A 16,893-nucleotide genomic window follows, 5' to 3' on the forward strand; every position below is an offset into this window, starting at 1 on the left:
TTACCATTAAGCCCGCTGCAAGGGAATCTATCGCATGAATTGTGCAGTTTCCCTTCCACGGCTGCCGCGTGTGGCCCATTGGCGCAAAGGCATTGTCAGGTTTATGGATATCATTCTTCACGTCGGGGCGCATCGCACCGGATCGACCAGTTTTCAACACTATCTGCGCGGCAATAGGGCGGTGCTGATGGCCGATGGTACCGCACTGTGGGAACCGTATATGCTGCGTAAAGGGCTGTTCACCGGCCTGTTCGCCAAGCCAAGAATGATGAACGGGCGCAACTTACAACGCCGCGCGATGGGGCGTATTCGTATGCAGGCGGCGCAAGCTATGCGCGCCGGTGCAGCCCGTCTGCTGGTGAGTGAGGAAAACATGATCGGCGCGCCGCGCGCCTGTCTGCGGTCCGCCACACTTTATCCTGCGATCGGCGAGCGTATGGCGCGGCTTGATGCTGCATTCGAGGGGCGGATCAACCGTGTAGTGATGAGTATTCGCGCGCAGGATTTGTGGTGGTCATCAGTTGCGGCCTATGGCGTGGGTCGTGGACATACAGTGCCCGACGCCGGGCGCATCGCCGGGATCGCGGATTCGGCGCGTACCTGGCGCAATGTAATTACCGATATGGCCTGCGCGCTGCCGCAGGTCAAAATTAAAGTTCTGCCGTTTGAACAATTTGCAGGGCAATCTGATAAGATCCTCGCAGCGGCAACAAACAGCGCGGCACCGCGAAACCATGCGCAAAGCTGGCTCAACAGATCACCGGACGCGGCGATGTTGCGCAAAAAGATGGCCGAAAACGGCGTGCCTGCCAGCGCACTGCCTGCGCATCTTGTGCAGGGCGAGGGGCGCTGGAACCCGTTTTCGCAAACGCAGGCAGCAGCCCTGCGTGAGGCTTACGCCGATGATATGATGTGGCTCACCGCTGGTGCGGATGGGCTTGCAACACTGACCGAGGATCATTCCCGCGAAAGAGCAGGCTTTAGCCTGCCGGCGGGGGTACTGACAAAAGGACAAACCCATGACCAACAAACCGACCCCCGCTTCCAAGGACGACTGGCGCAAACTGGCTGAAGGAGAACTGCGCGGCCGCTCTCTGGATGATCTGACGTGGAAGACACTGGAAGGCATTGATGTCTCTCCGTTGTATACCGCCGAGGATCTGGAAGATGTGAATCATCTGGGTGGCATTCCCGGGCAGGCGCCATACACGCGCGGCGTGAAGGCCACGATGTATGCAGGGCGTCCGTGGACCATCCGCCAATATGCAGGCTTTTCCACAGCCGAAGAGTCGAATGCGTTTTACCGTCGCGCTCTGGCGGCGGGACAACAGGGTGTGTCGGTCGCCTTCGATCTGGCCACCCACCGCGGCTATGACAGCGACCATCCGCGTGTCGAAGGGGATGTAGGCAAGGCTGGCGTGGCGATCGACAGCGTCGAGGATATGAAAATTCTGTTTGACGGCATCCCGCTGGACAAGGTCAGCGTGTCGATGACAATGAATGGCGCGGTGATCCCGATCCTTGCGAACTTTATCGTCGCAGGAGAAGAGCAGGGCCATTCCCGCGCGGTTCTGTCGGGTACGATCCAGAACGACATTCTCAAAGAATTTATGGTGCGCAACACCTATATCTACCCACCTGAACCATCGATGAAAATTATTGCGGATATCATCGAATACACCGCCAACGAGATGCCGAAGTTCAACTCGATCTCGATTTCCGGCTATCACATGCAGGAGGCTGGCGCGAATCTGGTGCAGGAATTGGCGTTCACCCTTGCGGACGGGCGCGAGTATGTGCGCACGGCAATTGCTGCGGGTATGGATGTGGACAAATTTGCCCCGCGTCTGAGCTTTTTCTTCTGCATCGGCATGAACTTTTTCATGGAGGCCGCGAAGCTGCGCGCTGCGCGTCTGTTGTGGAGCCGGATCATGGAGGAGTTCGAGCCGAAGAACCCCAAGTCATCCATGCTGCGCACCCATTGCCAGACATCCGGCGTCAGTCTGCAAGAGCAGGACCCCTACAACAACGTCATCCGCACCGCATACGAGGCAATGAGTGCCGTTTTGGGCGGCACCCAGTCCCTGCACACCAACGCGCTGGACGAGGCGATTGCCCTTCCGACAGAAAATTCCAGCCGTATTGCGCGCAACACCCAGTTGATCCTGCAAGAAGAAACCGGTGTTACAAATGTGGTCGATCCGCTGGCGGGGTCTTACTATGTCGAAAAGTTGACCCATGATCTGGCAGAGGCGGCATGGGAGTTGATCGAAGAGGTCGAGGAAATGGGTGGCATGACGAAGGCCGTTGCATCCGGCATGCCAAAGCTGCGCATTGAAGAGGCCGCAGCCCAGCGGCAGGCGGGGCAGGACCGTGGCACCGATGTAATTGTAGGTGTGAACAAATACCGCCGCGACAAGGAAGACGCGATCGATATTCTGGATGTCGACAATGTGGCCGTTCGCGACAGCCAGATCGGGCGGTTGAAAAAAATCCGCAGCAGCCGTGATGAAGACGCCTGCACAGCAGCGCTTGCAGAAATGCGCCGCCGTGCAAAAGAAGGTGGAAATCTGTTGGAAGCGGCGGTCGAGGCCGCGCGCGCCCGTGCCACAGTGGGAGAAATCAGCATGGCCATGGAAGATGAATTCGGACGCCACCGCGCCGAGGTGAAAACACTGGCTGGCGTGTATGGCGCCGCCTATGAGGGCGACGCAGGTTTTGCCGCCATTCAAAAATCGGTTGAGGAGTTCGCCGAGGCCGAGGGCCGCCGCCCGCGGATGCTGGTCGTCAAGATGGGGCAGGACGGACATGACCGCGGTGCAAAAGTGATTGCCACCGCCTTTGCCGACATCGGGTTTGACGTGGATGTTGGCCCCCTGTTCCAGACCCCGGCCGAAGCAGCGCAAGACGCCGTGGACAATGACGTGCACGTCATCGGCATCAGCTCGCAAGCGGCGGGGCACAAGACGCTGGCACCGCAGCTTGTCAAAGCCCTCAAGGATGCAGGAGCGGAGGATATTCTGGTTATCTGTGGCGGTGTTATTCCGCAGCAGGATTACCAGTATCTTTATGACGCGGGGGTTAAGGCTATCTTTGGGCCGGGTACAAATATTCCCGCCGCAGCGCAGGACATTCTCAAGCTTATTCGTAAAGCGCGGAGCTAAGCAAATAGCCCGCCTGACAGAAATGTCCGGCGGGCCTGTTTCATCCGATCAGCTACGCGACGGAAAAATACCCTGTAGGGCCACGCAATACCGCATGACGGTAAAGGGCATCCTGTTATCAAATGCCTGACCTAGACCGGTATTGGTGATCGCATCGGTTGCCATAGTTTCACCTGATTGGGTGTCTGAGTAGATATTGATATTTTCGGCAGGATTGTTGGGATTGTTATAGCTCGGGACCGCCAGATAATCTGTCGCCGGACGCGCTTTGTCCGCACCATCCGCCAGATTGTTCACCTGCATCTGATGATTATGGGGTGGTAAGTTGGAGATCGACAATGTCTGTAAATCGGCACCGCTTTTATCTCCGAGTGGGGCAGAAATCAATCCCGGACCATTGCCCGTTCCGATCGGTGTGCGACCGCGTAAATCCGGCAACGCAAAATTTGTTCTACCATCGCCACCAAAGGTGGTGCCGTAAAGTGAGAACAGTGCAGTGTTTTGCGAAATAGGTAGCAGCTGGCCTTCTGCGCTGGCATAGCCTCTGGGGCAAAACGTATACCCGACCAGTTTGATCTCGCCGATAAAGACCTCCTGAGCGAGGGCTTTTGTCGGTGTACTAATTGCAATCGCAAGTGCCAAAGGCGCTGCACATACTGCGAATTTTTTCAAATTAAACATATATTCTCCGATTATTGTTCGCCAAAATGGCAAAACGCCTTCAAATGTGACGCCGGTCAACTATAGCGTGTGGGGGACGGCGTGTGTCAAACCTTTACGGTCTTGAAATTGTCAGTGCGAAATCGCGAATAAACTTTGCGTAGGATTTGGCGCTTCTGATTGGCGTGCGCGCCGGTTTACCTTAAGCTGTTTGACAGCAGCTACGAGCGACACACAAGTCATGACGGAGGTTTCATGGAACTGGATCACATCGCGGTATCGGGAAGAACCCTTGGCGAGGTGACAGCGCATGTGGAGGGCCTGCTGGGGGTGCCGTTACAATCTGGGGGTGAGCATGCTGTATTTCATACCCACAATTCACTGCTGGGCCTTGCGGACGGTCTATATCTGGAAGCGATTGCGATCAATCCGGCAGCGCCGGAACCGGCGCGCGCGCGCTGGTTTGATCTGGACAGGTTTGCAGGGCCGCCACGTCTGACAAACTGGATTTGCCGGTGTGATGATCTGGATGGAGCACTGGCCCGATTGCCCAAAGGTTTTGGAACACCGGTAGATTTGCAGCGTGGTGATCTGCGCTGGCGTATGGCTGTTCCGGAAAACGGGATTTTGCCGTTTGATAATTGCGCGCCAGCGCTGATCGAATGGTTGGGCGATGCGCATCCTGCGCCGCGTCTGACGCAACACGGGTGTGCGTTGACCGGTTTGAATGTGTCCCACCCGCAGGCGGCAGAACTGGGTGCGCTGCTTGCCCCGTTCCTGGCTGATGCGCGGATTTCCTTCACCTGTGGCGCCGCTGCGCTGACCGCACAACTTACTGTGCCACAAGGTGCCGCGACATTATCGTGATCAATTCGGTGACAGGTTCAAACGGTGTGTCGGCGATTGTTGTTTGCATTGGCGGGTTGTTTGGCACAGTTAGGGCATACTGCTGACGGGCAGATGTGGATGACCCGCATCTACTATCGCCCTGACACGATGACACGCCTGCGCTAGGATATAACATGTCTATCTGGACCCGCATCTCCGAGGCACTCTCGGCCCTCGCTTCCGGCGAAAGCCTGACGGTTGTGTTCGACCGCCTGCGCTCGGCGCCGGAAAGCTCGGTTGCGTTTACGATTGCAGTGATCGCACTGGGTGCAAAAATGGCCAAGGCTGACGGGCAGGTCACCCGTGATGAGGTGACCGCCTTTCGCGAGGTATTCCGTATCGGGGATGATGATGCCAAAGGCGCGGCAAGGGTGTTCAATCTGGCGCGCACAGATGTTGCGGGCTTTGATGATTATGCCCGCAGGATCAAGGGGATGTTCAGCGAGGACGCGCCGATCCTGTGCGATCTGATGGAGGGATTGTTCCATATCGCGATGGCCGATGGCATCTATCATCCCAACGAAAATGCGTTTCTGGAGGAAGTGGCAAAGATATTCGAATTGCCCGAAGGGCAGTTCGAGACATTGCGTGCGCGGTTTGTGCCGAATTCTTCGCCTCTGCCGCACACTGTTCTGGGCATCGGCCCCCGCGCCACTAAAGAAGAGGCGCGCGCGGCGTGGCGAAAGCTGGTGCGCGACAATCATCCTGATGCGCTGATCGCCCGTGGTCTGCCCGAAGAGGCGGTGAAAATGGCTGAAAAGCGGATGATTGATATCAACCGCGCGTGGGAGACGATATCGGGCAAGGCAGCGTAATGCGGATTGCCACCTATAACGTCGAATGGTTTGCGAGCCTGTTTGATGCACAGGACCGTTTGATTGAGGATGATCAGTCTTCGGGCCGCTGGAATGTCACACGCGCCCGGCAGACTGCCGCGCTGGGAACTGTTTTTCGCGCGCTGGATGCTGACGCGATTATGGTGGTCGAGGCACCGGATGCAGGGCGCAAACACAGCACTGTTACCGCGCTTGAACACTTTGCTGCGCGGTTTGATTTGCGTGCACGCGAAGCCGTTATGGGGTTTGCCAACGATACCCAGCAGGAAATTGCGCTGCTCTATGATCCCGATATGATGACGGCGATCCATGATCCGCAAGGCAACTCGTCCGGGCGGGACGGCGCGCGCGGCGCACCACGATTCGATGGCAGCCTGCTGATTGATCTGGATATCGACGCTACCGAAGATCGCGTGGTTTTTTCCAAGCCGCCGATAGAACTGGCCGTGACAACGCGCAGCGGTTTTGCGTTCCGAATGATCGGTGCGCATCTCAAATCCAAAGCGCCGCACGGGGCGCGTAATGACGCCCACGCCATGCAGATTGCCATTGCAAACAGGCGCAAACAGCTGGCGCAAGCGATCTGGCTGCGCGCGCGGATTGATGCCCATCTGGCAGACGAAACACCACTGATGCTGCTGGGGGATTTGAACGATGGTCCCGGACTGGACGCTTTCGAAAACCTGTTCGGGCGCTCCTCTGTCGAGATTGTTCTGGGGGCAGAGGGGGCGTACCCGCTGTTTGATCCACATGCTGCGCGCGCGTTGGGGCAGCGGTTGGCGGCGATGCCGACCACTTCGCGTTTCTGGATCGCGCCGGAAAAGCGGTTTTTGCAGGCTTTGCTTGATTACATCATGGTGTGCCCGCGACTGCGTGCAAAATCACCGCGTTGGCGCATCTGGCATCCGCTGGATGACCCGACCTGTTGGGGGGATGTTGAACTGCGCGAAGCGCTAATTGCCGCGTCCGATCACTTTCCCGTAACGCTGGATATTGATCTGTAATCTGGCGAAACGCATCGGCCACCCTATATCAGGGGTATGAAACAGATACTCGCCGCACCGCTCGTCACCCTATGTCTTGTCACGCCCCTGCACGCAGAAGAGGAGCCGCCATCGCTGATGGAGCGGGGCGCGCAGCTGTTTTTCGAAGGACTGAAACAGGAAATGGCCCCGGCATTGGAAGAGATGTCAAAGCTGATCGAGGAAGCAGGACCGGCCTTGCAGGATTTTCTCACGGAGATGGGGCCAAAACTGCGCAGCGTGCTGGAAGATGTTCAGGACTGGAGCGTTTATTCTGCCCCTGAAAAGCTGCCGAACGGTGATATCATTATCCGGCGCAAGCCTGACGCGCCCGAAGAGACACCCCCGTCAGAGCCTGCGCCCCAGATCGATCTCTAGCGTTTTGACGTTTTTACAATCGCCTGCGCACCCAGCGATCCGGCAAGGGAGTTGAACCGTGCCTCGGCGACTTCGCCGAACAGGGGCATCATATCGGCACTAAGCCGCAGGTGCAGTTCCTTCTTTTTGGGATACCAGCGCAACTCGCCCAACTCGGCGACCTTATCCATCCACAGCATTGCGCCAAATCGCATGGCCTTGCCCAGAATTTCGGCCTCTGTGCGGGTCTTGTCGTCCACCATCGCAAACAGGTCGGCAAAGCGGATGTTTTCGCGTTTGTTTGAATAGCGGTGCATCAGGGCAAGCCCCATGAAGATACGTTCGGAGTGTTTCAGACCGCCCAGATTAGCGCGGGTTGCGTTGTCAAAACAAACTTCGGCGCGATAATCGGGATGCGCGCGCCAGCTTACATCATGCAGCAGGCAAGCGGCCTTGATCAGGCGCTTGCGCGGCTCTGGCGCTGATTTGTAGAGCGGCAGAATGAAGTTATACAGCATCCACCCGAACCCCGGAGAGCGCGCATCCTTGTCTTCGGCGAAACGGCAGGCTTCAATCAGCGGATCACGGTCACGCAGACGCTGTGGCATCTGTTCGTACAGCATTCCTTCACGGATGCCATAACTGGAAATCGCAATGTCTTTGGGTTTGAACGTCTTGATCAAACGGCTCAGCACTTCGCATGCGTAGGGTACAAGGGCCGCGCGCGTGGAGGAAACGCCCGCTTCAACCCGCAGTTTGTCCATCTCGGACGTGCGGATAAATTCGATTGTGTCGCGCACCGACTGGCTGGTCATCCGGTATTCGTGCAGCACGTGAAGGGGATAGCCTCGGCGGATCATATCTATCCGCGCAATGGCGCGCCATGAGCCACCCACAAGGAACAGGCGGTCACGTTGGCTGCCCATCTTGTCGGCCAGCGTTTGCATGACCTCTTTGATATGTGCGTTGCGGGCTTTTGCGCCGCCTTTGATATCGCGCAGCTTCAGCGGCCCGAGTGAGGATGTGACGCGTTTGCCCACGCGTCCGCCGGATATTTCGGCCAATTCCAGTGATGAACCGCCGATGTCGCAGACCAGACCATACGCACCGGGCCAGCCGAGCAGAACACCTTGGGCAGACAGACGAGCTTCTTCCTCCCCATCAATAACCCAAATTTTGATGCCTGTCTGCGCATGCACCTCATTGCAGAAATCGCGCCCGTCCGTGGCATCGCGCACAGCAGCGGTTGCAACGGCGGTTAGCTCTGACAGGCCCATTCCCTCGGCGAGCTTTGAAAACCGTCGCATGGCTGACAGGGCGCGCACGCGCCCCTCGGGCGAAAGATGGCCTGTGTCGGCCATACCCGAGCCCAAAGCGCACATGATTTTTTCGTTGTAGAAATACGCAGGAGATCGCGCAGCCCCGTCAAATACCACCATCCGCACAGAGTTCGAGCCGACATCGACCACACCCACGCGGCGCAAGGCCCGCGCACCCGGATCTTGAAACAGCGGCTTTCCGAACAGTCCCAGATCGGCAACGCCGGTTTCGGGAACAGAAGTGGTCGGGGGGGTGGGATCAGACATTCGCACTCCAAAAGGTGAGGCGTTGGATGGGGTTAAATTGGCGTATCGCCACAGTCAGGTCAATGCTTAACCGGATGTGGTATGTGCCGGAGTTAGCGTTTAACGGCGACTGTCGCTGCGGAGCCATTTGGGCCTAATCCTCGGTGTGGGTAAGGATTGGCACATCGGATGCACCTGCGGAACCGCGGCCGGAAAGGGACGGGTTTTCCATAAAAAAGCGGTGACAGCTGAATGCAAACTGGCCTTCGGGCAGGCGAGGGCGGGTGAAACTGCCGTCCGGTGACATAACCCAGCTTTGCGCGATGTCTGCCATATTTGCTGCCATGATCTGGCTGGTGATCTGCGCTTTTACCGTAGCGTTTTCGATTTCGACCAATGTTTCCACGCGTCGCGTCAGATTGCGCCCCATCCAGTCAGCCGATGACATGAACACGCGCGCTTTTTTGTGCGGCAATCCGTAGCCGTTGCCGAAACAGACAATCCGCGAATGTTCCAGAAAACGGCCAACGATGGATTTGACGCGAATGTTTTCCGACAATCCCTTAATGCCTGCGCGCAGCGTGCAGATACCGCGAATGATCAGGCTGATCTGAACCCCAGCGTTGGACGCAGCATAAAGCGCGTCGATCACTTCTACGTCCACAATGCTGTTCATTTTGGCCCAGATCACGGCGGGCTTGCCTGCACGGGCGTGATCTGCCTCTGCGGCGATCATTTCCAGCAGACGGGTTTTAAGGGTGATGGGCGAGATTGCCAGATTGTCCAGATGTTCGGGCTGGGCGTAGCCGGACAGGTAGTTGAAAACCTTGGTGGCATCGCGGCCGAGCTTTTCATCACAGGTGAACAGCGACAGATCGGTATAAATCCGCGCGGTGATGGGGTGATAGTTGCCCGTGCCATAATGGGTATAGGTCACCAGCTTGTCCCCTTCGCGGCGCACCACTGTCGAGATTTTGGCGTGGGTTTTAAGATCGATAAATCCGTAAACCACATGCGCGCCTGCACGTTCCAGCCTGCGCGACTGGCGGATGTTGGCGGCCTCGTCAAATCGGGCCTTCAACTCGACCAATGCGGTGACCGATTTACCGTCTTCCGCAGCCTCGCACAGCGCCTCGACAATTGGACTGTCGCGCGAGGTGCGATAAAGCGTCTGCTTGATTGCCACAACATCCGGATCGCGCGCCGCCTGTTGCAGGAAGCGGACCACCATGTCGAAGGTTTCATAGGGGTGATGTAGCAGCATATCTTTTGAGCGGATCGCTTTGAACATATCACCGTCATGGTCGGTGACCCGCTCGGGGATGCGCGGCGTGAATTGCGGCCAGAGCAGATCGGGGCGATCATCGGTAACAAGTTCGGCCAGATCATCAATGCCGATCATGCCGTCAATCTCTATCACATCCTGTGGTTTCACGCCCAGTTCCTGCATCACCGTGGCAAGCAGTTTCGGGGGGGCACCGACAGAATGGGTCATCCGCACCACTTCGCCACGGCGGCGGCGTTTGAGTGCAACCTCGAATTCGCGCACAAGGTCTTCGGCCTCGTCCTCGACCTCCAGATCGCTGTCACGCAGTACGCGGAATTCGAAATGCGCTTTTAACCTGTATCCTGGAAACAGATCGGGGATTTTCAGCGCAAGCAATTCTTCCATCGCCAGAAACCGTTTACAGCCCTCCGGTGCAGGCAGTCTGACAAAGCGGTCGATCTGCGCCGGAACTGGTAAAAGGGCGTGCAGCGGTTTCTTGTCGCGCTCGCGTTCCAATTGCACGGCAAGGGCAAAGCCGGTGTTGGGCAGAAACGGGAAGGGGTGCGCGGGGTCAATTGCCAAAGGGGATAGAACCGCGAACACCTGAGTTAGAAAAACGTCATCCAGCGCTTTCAGGTCATCCTCGCTGAGGTCTTTTTGACTTTCCAGCATGATGTTCTGGGCATCCATTTCCTGCAAGAGATTGGCCAGCACGCGCTGCTGGCTCAGCATCAGTGCGCGCGCCTCCTGATTGATCAGGACCAGCTGTTCGGCGGGGGTCAGACCATCTGCGGCGGGTGTGCTGTTGCCCGCCTGTGCCAACTCACGCAGGCCTGCAACGCGGACAGTGTAAAACTCGTCCAGATTATCAGCAGAAATGGACAGAAAGCGCAGCCGCTCCAGCAAAGGCACGCGCGGATTCTCGGATTCCTCCACCACACGCCAGTTAAAGCCGAGCCAGCTGAGTTCACGGTTCTGGAAACGGCCCGGACCGGACAGATCAAGTTCGGGCAGATCAACAGGCGCGTCAAAAGGTGCGGTGAGAAAATCGGCGTCTGACATGGGTTTAATCGTCCAACAATAGTTTCGCACCAGCAGGGTGCGGGTGGGATCACTATCGCGCGGTGGTGTTGCCTTTGTCCAGCACAAGTGCCGCCAATGCGCGGGTGATGGGCCGTTTGCGCGCAAGGCTGATACGGTCCAGCTCCGCAACGACGCGGTTTGCCGCGGCAAACGAACGATCCATGCGTTTCAGAAGAAACGGGATCAGATCGGGGGGCGGAATAAGCTGGCGATCGCCCAGAAGCTTTACCAGAACAGCCGACAATAACGCATCGTCCGGAGCATCTATGGATGCCTCCAGTGTCCCACGCAGGCGGCTTTCCAGATCGGGCAGGCTAATGCCCCAATGCGCAACCGCGCCGGTGCCGGTGAGCAGTAGGGAATGGCCTTCGGCCAGAACCATGTTGTGCAGATGGAACAGGGCGGTTTGCGCATCGGGATTTGCAGCGACTTCGGGCACGTCTTCGACCGCAACGCAGCCTTGCGCGAGCACTGGCACATCCGCGCTGGTGAGATCGGCGGCGCTGACAATTCGCGCTTGCGCAGCATCTGCCCAGACATGGGTAAGGTGGGTTTTTCCCGCACCTTCCGGCCCGCTTAACACCATTTTTGCACCCGACCAGTTGCGCCAGTTTTCGATCAGGGCAACAGCCATCGCGTTTGACGGGGCGACCAGAAAATCGTCACGCTCGCGCGCCGTGCGCACGGGAAGGTCAAGGCCAAGTTGCGTTGCCATTACAGCGTGTCTTCGTCCGGCAGGGCGGCTGCATTCAACGCGGTACCGCGATAGAGCAGGCTGTTTTGGTACTGCTCGACGGCAAAGCGCGCGATTACCCCCATCGCCGCGGCAACGGGTACCGCAACCAGCATCCCGACAAAGCCGAACAGTGTGCCGAACACGGACAGGGCAAGGATCAGCCAGACAGGGTGAAGGCCCACCGAATCCCCGACAAGTTTCGGTGTCAGGACGTTGCCCTCGATCACCTGACCGATCACAAATATCCCGCCCACCAGCCCGATGGAAAACCAGTCACCCCAGAACTGGAACAGGGCCAGGCCTATCGCCAGAACGCCACCGATGAGCGCCCCGAGATAGGGGATGAAGGTTACCAAACCTGCGACAAAGCCGACAACAAGGCCGAATTGCAATCCAACCAGCATCAGTGCAATCGCGTAGTAGGTCCCAAGGATCAGACACACAGTGCCCATGCCGCGAATAAAAGAAGCAAGGGTTTTGTCGATGTCGCGTGCGAGGCGGCGGATCACGGGCGCATGATCGCGGGGCAGCAGACCATCGATGTGGGCAATCATCCTGTCCCAGTCGAGCAGCATATAAACAGCAACCACCGGTACGATGACGAACAGCATGATGATGTTGATGATTCCGGCCGCAGAACTCAGCGCCGTTTCAAGGACCGCGCCACCACGCTCTTGAACAACAGTGCCAAGCGACATGATAGAACTGCGCAGCGTCGATCCTTCTTCCAGCAATGAGGGAAAGCGCTCTGTCAGGAAGGCCGTGAGCCGTTTGGTCAGATCGGGCGCGATTTCGAACAGATTGATTGCCTGTGATACCAGTGTCGGAATGACCAGCAGCGCCATGATGACAAATATCACAATTGCAAGAATGGTAATCAGCGCAGTCGACATGGCCCTGCTGAGACCCATCAATTGCAAACGATCTGCTACCGGATCAAGGAAATAGGCAATTGCACTGCCCAGTACAAACGGCAACAACACATCCCCCAGATACCAGAGTATGACCAGAAAGGCCGCCGCAGCGACGCCCCAATAAATGATCTGGTTCTTGACGGGCAATGCCATGGTTTTCTCCTGCGGGTTTGGTTTACACATCGCTTATGCAGGGGCATGTTTCAAGGGCGCTTGCATGTTTTGACAGACAGGAAGCAACCGCGCGCCTGCTGCACCAATGCAGTGGGTTTGGCGGCTTGACACCGCACAAAGACCAGTCACGCTATGGAAAACCACAAACGGAGACTGCTCATGCGCACCCCCTATGACAATGAACTACAGACCCGTCTGATGCGGTATGCCGCGATTGACAGCCAGTCTGATGAAACCAGCACCAGCCAGCCCTCTACCGCCTGCCAGCTCGAGATGAGCCGTCTGCTGGTGCGTGAACTGGAGGAGATGGGTGCGCAGGATGTTGAGCTGACAGAATACGGCGTCGTGCTGGCCACAGTACCGGCAACGGCCAAGGGACCGGTGATTGGTTTGTGTGCCCATGTCGATACAGCCCCGCAATACAACGCAACAGGGGTAAAGCCGCGACTGATCAAAGGGTATAATGGCGGCGATATCAGCTTTCCCGATGCGCCCGATCTCAGGCTCGGCCCTGATATATCTGCGCATCTGTCCGCCTGCGTTGGCCATGATCTGATCACTGCCTCGGGCACAACCCTGCTGGGTGGAGATGACAAAGCAGGGGTGGCAATTATCATGACTGCTGCGCGTCAGCTGTTGGAGAACCCCGATATTCCGCACGGCAAGATCCGTCTTGCCTTTACCCCCGATGAAGAGATCGGGCGCGGTGTGGATTCGCGCCTGCCCGCCGATTTCGCCTGCGACTTTGCCTATACCTTTGACGGATCAAAGCCGGGCGAAGTGGAGCATGAGACATTTTCGGCGGATCGCGGCATTGTCACTGTGCAAGGCGTTTCGATCCACCCCGGTTGGGCCAAGGACAAGCTGGTCAACGCGATGCATCTGGGGGCGAAGATTATCGACACCCTGCCGCAAGCAACCATGACACCGGAAACAACCAGCGGGGCGGAGGGGTTTATTCACGCTACCGATATCAGCGGTGATGCAGCCAGAGTGCACATCGGTTTCATCCTGCGTGACTTCGAGCGCGAGGGACTGGCCCAGAAAGGCGAGATTTTGCGCTCTGTTTGTGATGCAATCGCCCTGACAGAACCCCGGGCCAGGATTACCTGCGAAATCACGCCGCAATATCGCAACATGCGCTACTGGCTGGAAAAAGATATGACACCCGTCCATCTGGCGCATGAGGCAGTACGCGACGTGGGGTTGGAGCCTGTATCAGTCCCTATTCGCGGTGGCACGGACGGCTCCCGCCTGACCGAAATGGGATTGCCCTGTCCGAATATCTTCACCGGCATGCAGGAAATTCACGGCCCGCTTGAGTGGATATCGGTGCAGGATATGGGCAAGGCAACCGAGGTGGCTTTGCGTTTGATGCAGCGGGCTGCAACACAAGAAGATAAGGATGACTAGGCTTGGGCGGGCAGCGAGGGGCCAGCCCCTCGCGCTCCCCGGGATATTTCGGGCCAAAAGAAGAAGGGGTTGAAAATAGCGAATTGTAGGTGATTGTGTCGGGCGAGGGATTGGCATAGGCAAAACGGAAATGTTTTGAGGAGTTCTGCCATGCGTTTGAGCCGTTATTTTTTGCCCGTTCTGAAAGAGACGCCTGCGGAGGCGCAGATTGTCAGCCACCGTTATATGTTGCGTGCAGGGATGATCAAACAAAATGCCGCCGGAATTTATTCGTGGTTGCCGATGGGCTTCAAGGTGCTGCGCAAGCTGGAAAATATTGTGCACGAGGAGCAGATGCGCGCGGGACATATTCCGATGCTGATGCCCACATTGCAGCCTGCGGATTTATGGCGCGAGAGCGGACGCTATGACGATTATGGCGAAGAAATGCTGCGTATTAAGGATCGTCAGGGCCGTGATATGTTGTACGGGCCGACAAATGAGGAAATGATCACGGATATTTTCCGCAGCCACGTGGGAAGTTACAAAGACCTGCCGCTGACGCTCTATCATATCCAGTGGAAGTTTCGCGACGAGATGCGGCCGCGTTTCGGGGTAATGCGGGGGCGCGAATTCTTTATGAAGGACGGGTATAATTTTGACCTGACCAAAGAGAACGCGTTGCATGCCTATAACCGCCATCTGGTGAGCTATCTGCGGACCTACGAGCGAATGGGTTTGCAGGCGATCCCGATGCGCGCGGATTCCGGCCCGATCGGCGGGGATGATACGCACGAGTTTCTGGTACTGGCGGAGACAGGCGAGTCGGAGGTGTTTTACGACAGTGCCGTGACTGATCTGCGCTTTGGCGATCGTGAGATTGATTATGACAGCCATGCAGATTGTGCAGCCGTCATGGAAGAATTCACTACCAAATATGCGCGCACGGACGAAACTCATGATCCGGCCCTGTTCGAACAGGTGCCGGAAGACCGGCGCCGTGTGGCGCGTGGCATCGAAGTGGGGCAAATTTTCTATTTTGGCACCAAGTATTCGGAGGCGATGGGCGCGACGGTGCAGGGACCTGATGGCAAGGTTGTACCGGTACACATGGGCAGCCACGGTATCGGGGTAAGCCGTTTGTTGGGCGCAATCATCGAGGCGAGCCACGACGACAAGGGCATCATCTGGCCCGAGGGGGTGACGCCGTTCCATTGCGGGATTGTGAACCTCAAGCAAGGCGATGACGAGGCTGATGCGGCTTGTCAGGCGCTTTATGACAGTCTGACCGCGCTGGGCCTTGAGCCGCTGTATGATGACCGTAACGAGCGCGCTGGCGGAAAATTTGCGACAATGGATCTGATCGGTCTGCCGTGGCGGATTACAGTCGGGCCGCGCGGGTTGAAAAACGGTGTGGTTGAGTTGACCTCGCGCCGCACCGGCGAGAGCGAAGAAATGCCTCCCGAACAGGCGGTCGAGCGTATTGCGCAAATCTACAAAGGTTTAGCCGTGCGCGGAATTTAACCGACTGACGCGGCGCGGGCTGGACCTGTGCCGCGTTTGCGCCATCTTCTGACTCGGTTAGGGAGATGTGCGATGAAACCGGTAGTCGGATTGGTTTTCGGGATTTTGACGGGCTCTGCTGCGGTGGCGCAGGGGGTTGAGCAGGGGGCGAAAAATGCGCCTATGTCTCAACCTGCATGGGATACCCAGACACGCGCGCCTGCGCAGCAAAGTGGTGTAAACCTGCGGATCGACGTGCTGGCCGAGGGGTTGCAGACCCCTTGGGGGATCGCTGTACTGCCCGATGGCGGCTACTTGGTGACCGAGCGTTCAGGCGCACTGCGTCTGGTGCGCAAGGGAAGCGTCGGGCCAGCCATCGGCGGTGTTCCGAAGGTTCTGGCGCAGCGTCAGGGTGGCCTGCTGGACGTAGCGCTTGCCGAGGATTTTGACGAAAGCCGCGTGATTTTCCTGACCTATGCCAAGCCTATGGGGGGCGGTATGTCTGCCACCGCTGCGGCGCGGGGTGTACTGAGCGCGGATAACACCGCCTTGACCGATGTGCGTGACGTGTTTGCTCAATCTCCGCCGTCTAAAAATGCAATGCATTTCGGGTCCCGTGTCGTCCCGCATGATGGCGCGCTGTACATCACTACGGGAGAGCACTTTTCGAACAAAGAGCGGGAGTTTGCGCAAGATTTGGACAAGACATACGGCAAGGTGGTTCGTGTCGGATTGGAAGGCGGTGCGCTGGCGGGAAACCCGTTTGATAACGAGGTCTGGACGCTGGGACATCGCAATGTTCAGGGCGCCGCAATCAGGCCCTCTGACGGCAGTCTGTGGACGCTGGAACACGGCCCCGCCGGCGGCGACGAGTTGAACCGTATCGAGCGGGGGGCCAATTATGGTTGGCCTCTGGTTAGCTATGGCGTGAATTACAACGGTGCGCCGGTCGGGACGGGGCAGGCGCGTGCAGACGGACTGAAAGAGCCGCGGTACTATTGGGACCCCGTGATCGCGCCGGGTGGTTTTGCGTTTTACGAGGGCGAAATGTTTGACGGCTGGCAGGGCGATGTGTTGGCTGCGTCACTTAATCCCGGTGGTCTGGTGCGGCTGGTGCTGGACGGTGACCGCGTGGTTGGTGAAGAGCGGTTCCTGAGTGGGGCGTTGCGGATACGCGATATTGAGATTGACCGTGACGGCGCGATCCTGCTTCTCGATAATACCAACGGCCGCCTGCTGAAATTGACCCCGCAATAACCTAGCACTTTTACGCTTGCGCGCTTGGTTTTCCGCCTTGGTGAGGCGGGTCCGACAGGATATGCTTTCGCAATC

At 57.6% G+C, this 16,893-nt stretch carries 14 protein-coding genes; 9 read left to right on the forward strand and 5 right to left on the reverse strand.

The window, feature by feature from the left end:
• Window positions 1-34 precede the first annotated feature (34 nt).
• Both OS189_RS00520 and scpA read left to right on the forward strand, forming a co-directional pair.
• Window positions 35-1,072, forward strand: coding sequence for a hypothetical protein (locus OS189_RS00520; RefSeq protein ID WP_267165329.1), 1,038 nt, complete (start codon window positions 35-37; stop codon window positions 1,070-1,072).
• Window positions 1,020-3,164 carry a methylmalonyl-CoA mutase gene (scpA, locus tag OS189_RS00525; RefSeq protein ID WP_267165330.1) on the forward strand — a complete coding sequence of 715 codons (2,145 nt, stop codon included), beginning with the start codon at window positions 1,020-1,022 and terminating at the stop codon, window positions 3,162-3,164. The genes OS189_RS00520 and scpA overlap by 53 nt, the downstream gene beginning before the upstream one ends.
• A gap of 48 nt (window positions 3,165-3,212) precedes the next feature.
• Here the strand turns inward: scpA and OS189_RS00530 are convergent, their stop codons facing one another.
• Window positions 3,213-3,905, reverse strand: coding sequence for a phage tail protein (locus OS189_RS00530; protein WP_267165331.1), 693 nt, complete (start codon window positions 3,903-3,905; stop codon window positions 3,213-3,215).
• Between the two features lie 174 nt (window positions 3,906-4,079).
• Between OS189_RS00530 and OS189_RS00535 the strand changes: the two genes are divergently transcribed.
• From OS189_RS00535 to OS189_RS00550, 4 genes are all read left to right on the forward strand, one after another.
• Entirely contained in the window at window positions 4,080-4,691 is a 612-nt protein-coding gene (locus OS189_RS00535; protein ID WP_267165332.1) for a VOC family protein, read from the forward strand.
• A 155-nt stretch (window positions 4,692-4,846) separates the two neighbouring features.
• Window positions 4,847-5,527: a molecular chaperone DjiA gene (locus tag OS189_RS00540; protein WP_267165333.1), complete on the forward strand. Its 681-nt coding sequence runs from the start codon at window positions 4,847-4,849 to the stop codon at window positions 5,525-5,527.
• Window positions 5,527-6,552 (forward strand): endonuclease/exonuclease/phosphatase family protein, encoded by a 1,026-nt coding sequence (locus tag OS189_RS00545; RefSeq protein WP_267166033.1) that lies wholly within the window; start codon window positions 5,527-5,529, stop codon window positions 6,550-6,552. The genes OS189_RS00540 and OS189_RS00545 overlap by 1 nt, the downstream gene beginning before the upstream one ends.
• A gap of 36 nt (window positions 6,553-6,588) precedes the next feature.
• Window positions 6,589-6,948, forward strand: a complete 360-nt coding sequence (locus OS189_RS00550) for a hypothetical protein (protein WP_267165334.1) — start codon at window positions 6,589-6,591, stop codon at window positions 6,946-6,948.
• On the opposite strand, the gene OS189_RS00555 is transcribed toward OS189_RS00550, so the two are convergent.
• From OS189_RS00555 to OS189_RS00570, 4 genes are all read right to left on the reverse strand, one after another.
• Window positions 6,945-8,513 (reverse strand): Ppx/GppA family phosphatase, encoded by a 1,569-nt coding sequence (locus OS189_RS00555; RefSeq protein WP_267165335.1) that lies wholly within the window; start codon window positions 8,511-8,513, stop codon window positions 6,945-6,947. The genes OS189_RS00550 and OS189_RS00555 overlap by 4 nt on opposite strands.
• A 133-nt stretch (window positions 8,514-8,646) precedes the next feature.
• Window positions 8,647-10,821, reverse strand: coding sequence for an RNA degradosome polyphosphate kinase (locus OS189_RS00560; protein ID WP_267165336.1), 2,175 nt, complete (start codon window positions 10,819-10,821; stop codon window positions 8,647-8,649).
• Between the two features lie 52 nt (window positions 10,822-10,873).
• On the reverse strand, window positions 10,874-11,557 hold the full coding sequence (locus OS189_RS00565; RefSeq protein WP_267165337.1) for a P-loop NTPase family protein: 684 nt from the start codon (window positions 11,555-11,557) through the stop codon (window positions 10,874-10,876).
• The gene (locus tag OS189_RS00570; RefSeq protein ID WP_267165338.1) at window positions 11,557-12,645 is read right to left on the reverse strand and encodes an AI-2E family transporter; all 1,089 of its coding nucleotides are present in this window, start codon (window positions 12,643-12,645) and stop codon (window positions 11,557-11,559) included. The genes OS189_RS00565 and OS189_RS00570 overlap by 1 nt, the downstream gene beginning before the upstream one ends.
• Before the next feature lie 180 nt (window positions 12,646-12,825).
• Here OS189_RS00570 and pepT point away from each other — a divergent pair, with 180 nt between their 5' ends.
• From pepT to OS189_RS00585, 3 genes are all read left to right on the forward strand, one after another.
• Entirely contained in the window at window positions 12,826-14,079 is a 1,254-nt protein-coding gene (gene pepT, locus OS189_RS00575) for a peptidase T (RefSeq protein ID WP_267165339.1), read from the forward strand.
• Between the two features lie 150 nt (window positions 14,080-14,229).
• On the forward strand, window positions 14,230-15,582 hold the full coding sequence (gene proS / locus OS189_RS00580; RefSeq protein ID WP_267165340.1) for a proline--tRNA ligase: 1,353 nt from the start codon (window positions 14,230-14,232) through the stop codon (window positions 15,580-15,582).
• A 72-nt stretch (window positions 15,583-15,654) separates the two neighbouring features.
• Window positions 15,655-16,818 carry a PQQ-dependent sugar dehydrogenase gene (locus OS189_RS00585; RefSeq protein ID WP_267165341.1) on the forward strand — a complete coding sequence of 388 codons (1,164 nt, stop codon included), beginning with the start codon at window positions 15,655-15,657 and terminating at the stop codon, window positions 16,816-16,818.
• Window positions 16,819-16,893 lie beyond the last annotated feature (75 nt).

This window comes from Sulfitobacter sp. F26169L (assembly GCF_026410285.1).
GTDB lineage: Bacteria > Pseudomonadota > Alphaproteobacteria > Rhodobacterales > Rhodobacteraceae > Sulfitobacter.

What these genes read in the sequence shown, in the direction of transcription:
- OS189_RS00550 (WP_267165334.1), top strand. Translation starts at nt 6,589, where the DNA reads ATGAAACAGATACTCGCCGCACCGCTCGTCACCCTATGTCTTGTCACG.
- pepT (WP_267165339.1), top strand. Translation starts at nt 12,826, where the DNA reads ATGCGCACCCCCTATGACAATGAACTACAGACCCGTCTGATGCGGTAT.
- OS189_RS00535 (WP_267165332.1), top strand. Translation starts at nt 4,080, where the DNA reads ATGGAACTGGATCACATCGCGGTATCGGGAAGAACCCTTGGCGAGGTG.
- OS189_RS00540 (WP_267165333.1), top strand. Translation starts at nt 4,847, where the DNA reads ATGTCTATCTGGACCCGCATCTCCGAGGCACTCTCGGCCCTCGCTTCC.
- OS189_RS00570 (WP_267165338.1), bottom strand. Translation starts at nt 12,645, where the DNA reads ATGGCATTGCCCGTCAAGAACCAGATCATTTATTGGGGCGTCGCTGCG.
- OS189_RS00565 (WP_267165337.1), bottom strand. Translation starts at nt 11,557, where the DNA reads ATGGCAACGCAACTTGGCCTTGACCTTCCCGTGCGCACGGCGCGCGAG.
- OS189_RS00545 (WP_267166033.1), top strand. Translation starts at nt 5,527, where the DNA reads ATGCGGATTGCCACCTATAACGTCGAATGGTTTGCGAGCCTGTTTGAT.
- scpA (WP_267165330.1), top strand. Translation starts at nt 1,020, where the DNA reads ATGACCAACAAACCGACCCCCGCTTCCAAGGACGACTGGCGCAAACTG.
- OS189_RS00585 (WP_267165341.1), top strand. Translation starts at nt 15,655, where the DNA reads ATGAAACCGGTAGTCGGATTGGTTTTCGGGATTTTGACGGGCTCTGCT.
- OS189_RS00555 (WP_267165335.1), bottom strand. Translation starts at nt 8,513, where the DNA reads ATGTCTGATCCCACCCCCCCGACCACTTCTGTTCCCGAAACCGGCGTT.
- proS (WP_267165340.1), top strand. Translation starts at nt 14,230, where the DNA reads ATGCGTTTGAGCCGTTATTTTTTGCCCGTTCTGAAAGAGACGCCTGCG.
- OS189_RS00560 (WP_267165336.1), bottom strand. Translation starts at nt 10,821, where the DNA reads ATGTCAGACGCCGATTTTCTCACCGCACCTTTTGACGCGCCTGTTGAT.
- OS189_RS00520 (WP_267165329.1), top strand. Translation starts at nt 35, where the DNA reads ATGAATTGTGCAGTTTCCCTTCCACGGCTGCCGCGTGTGGCCCATTGG.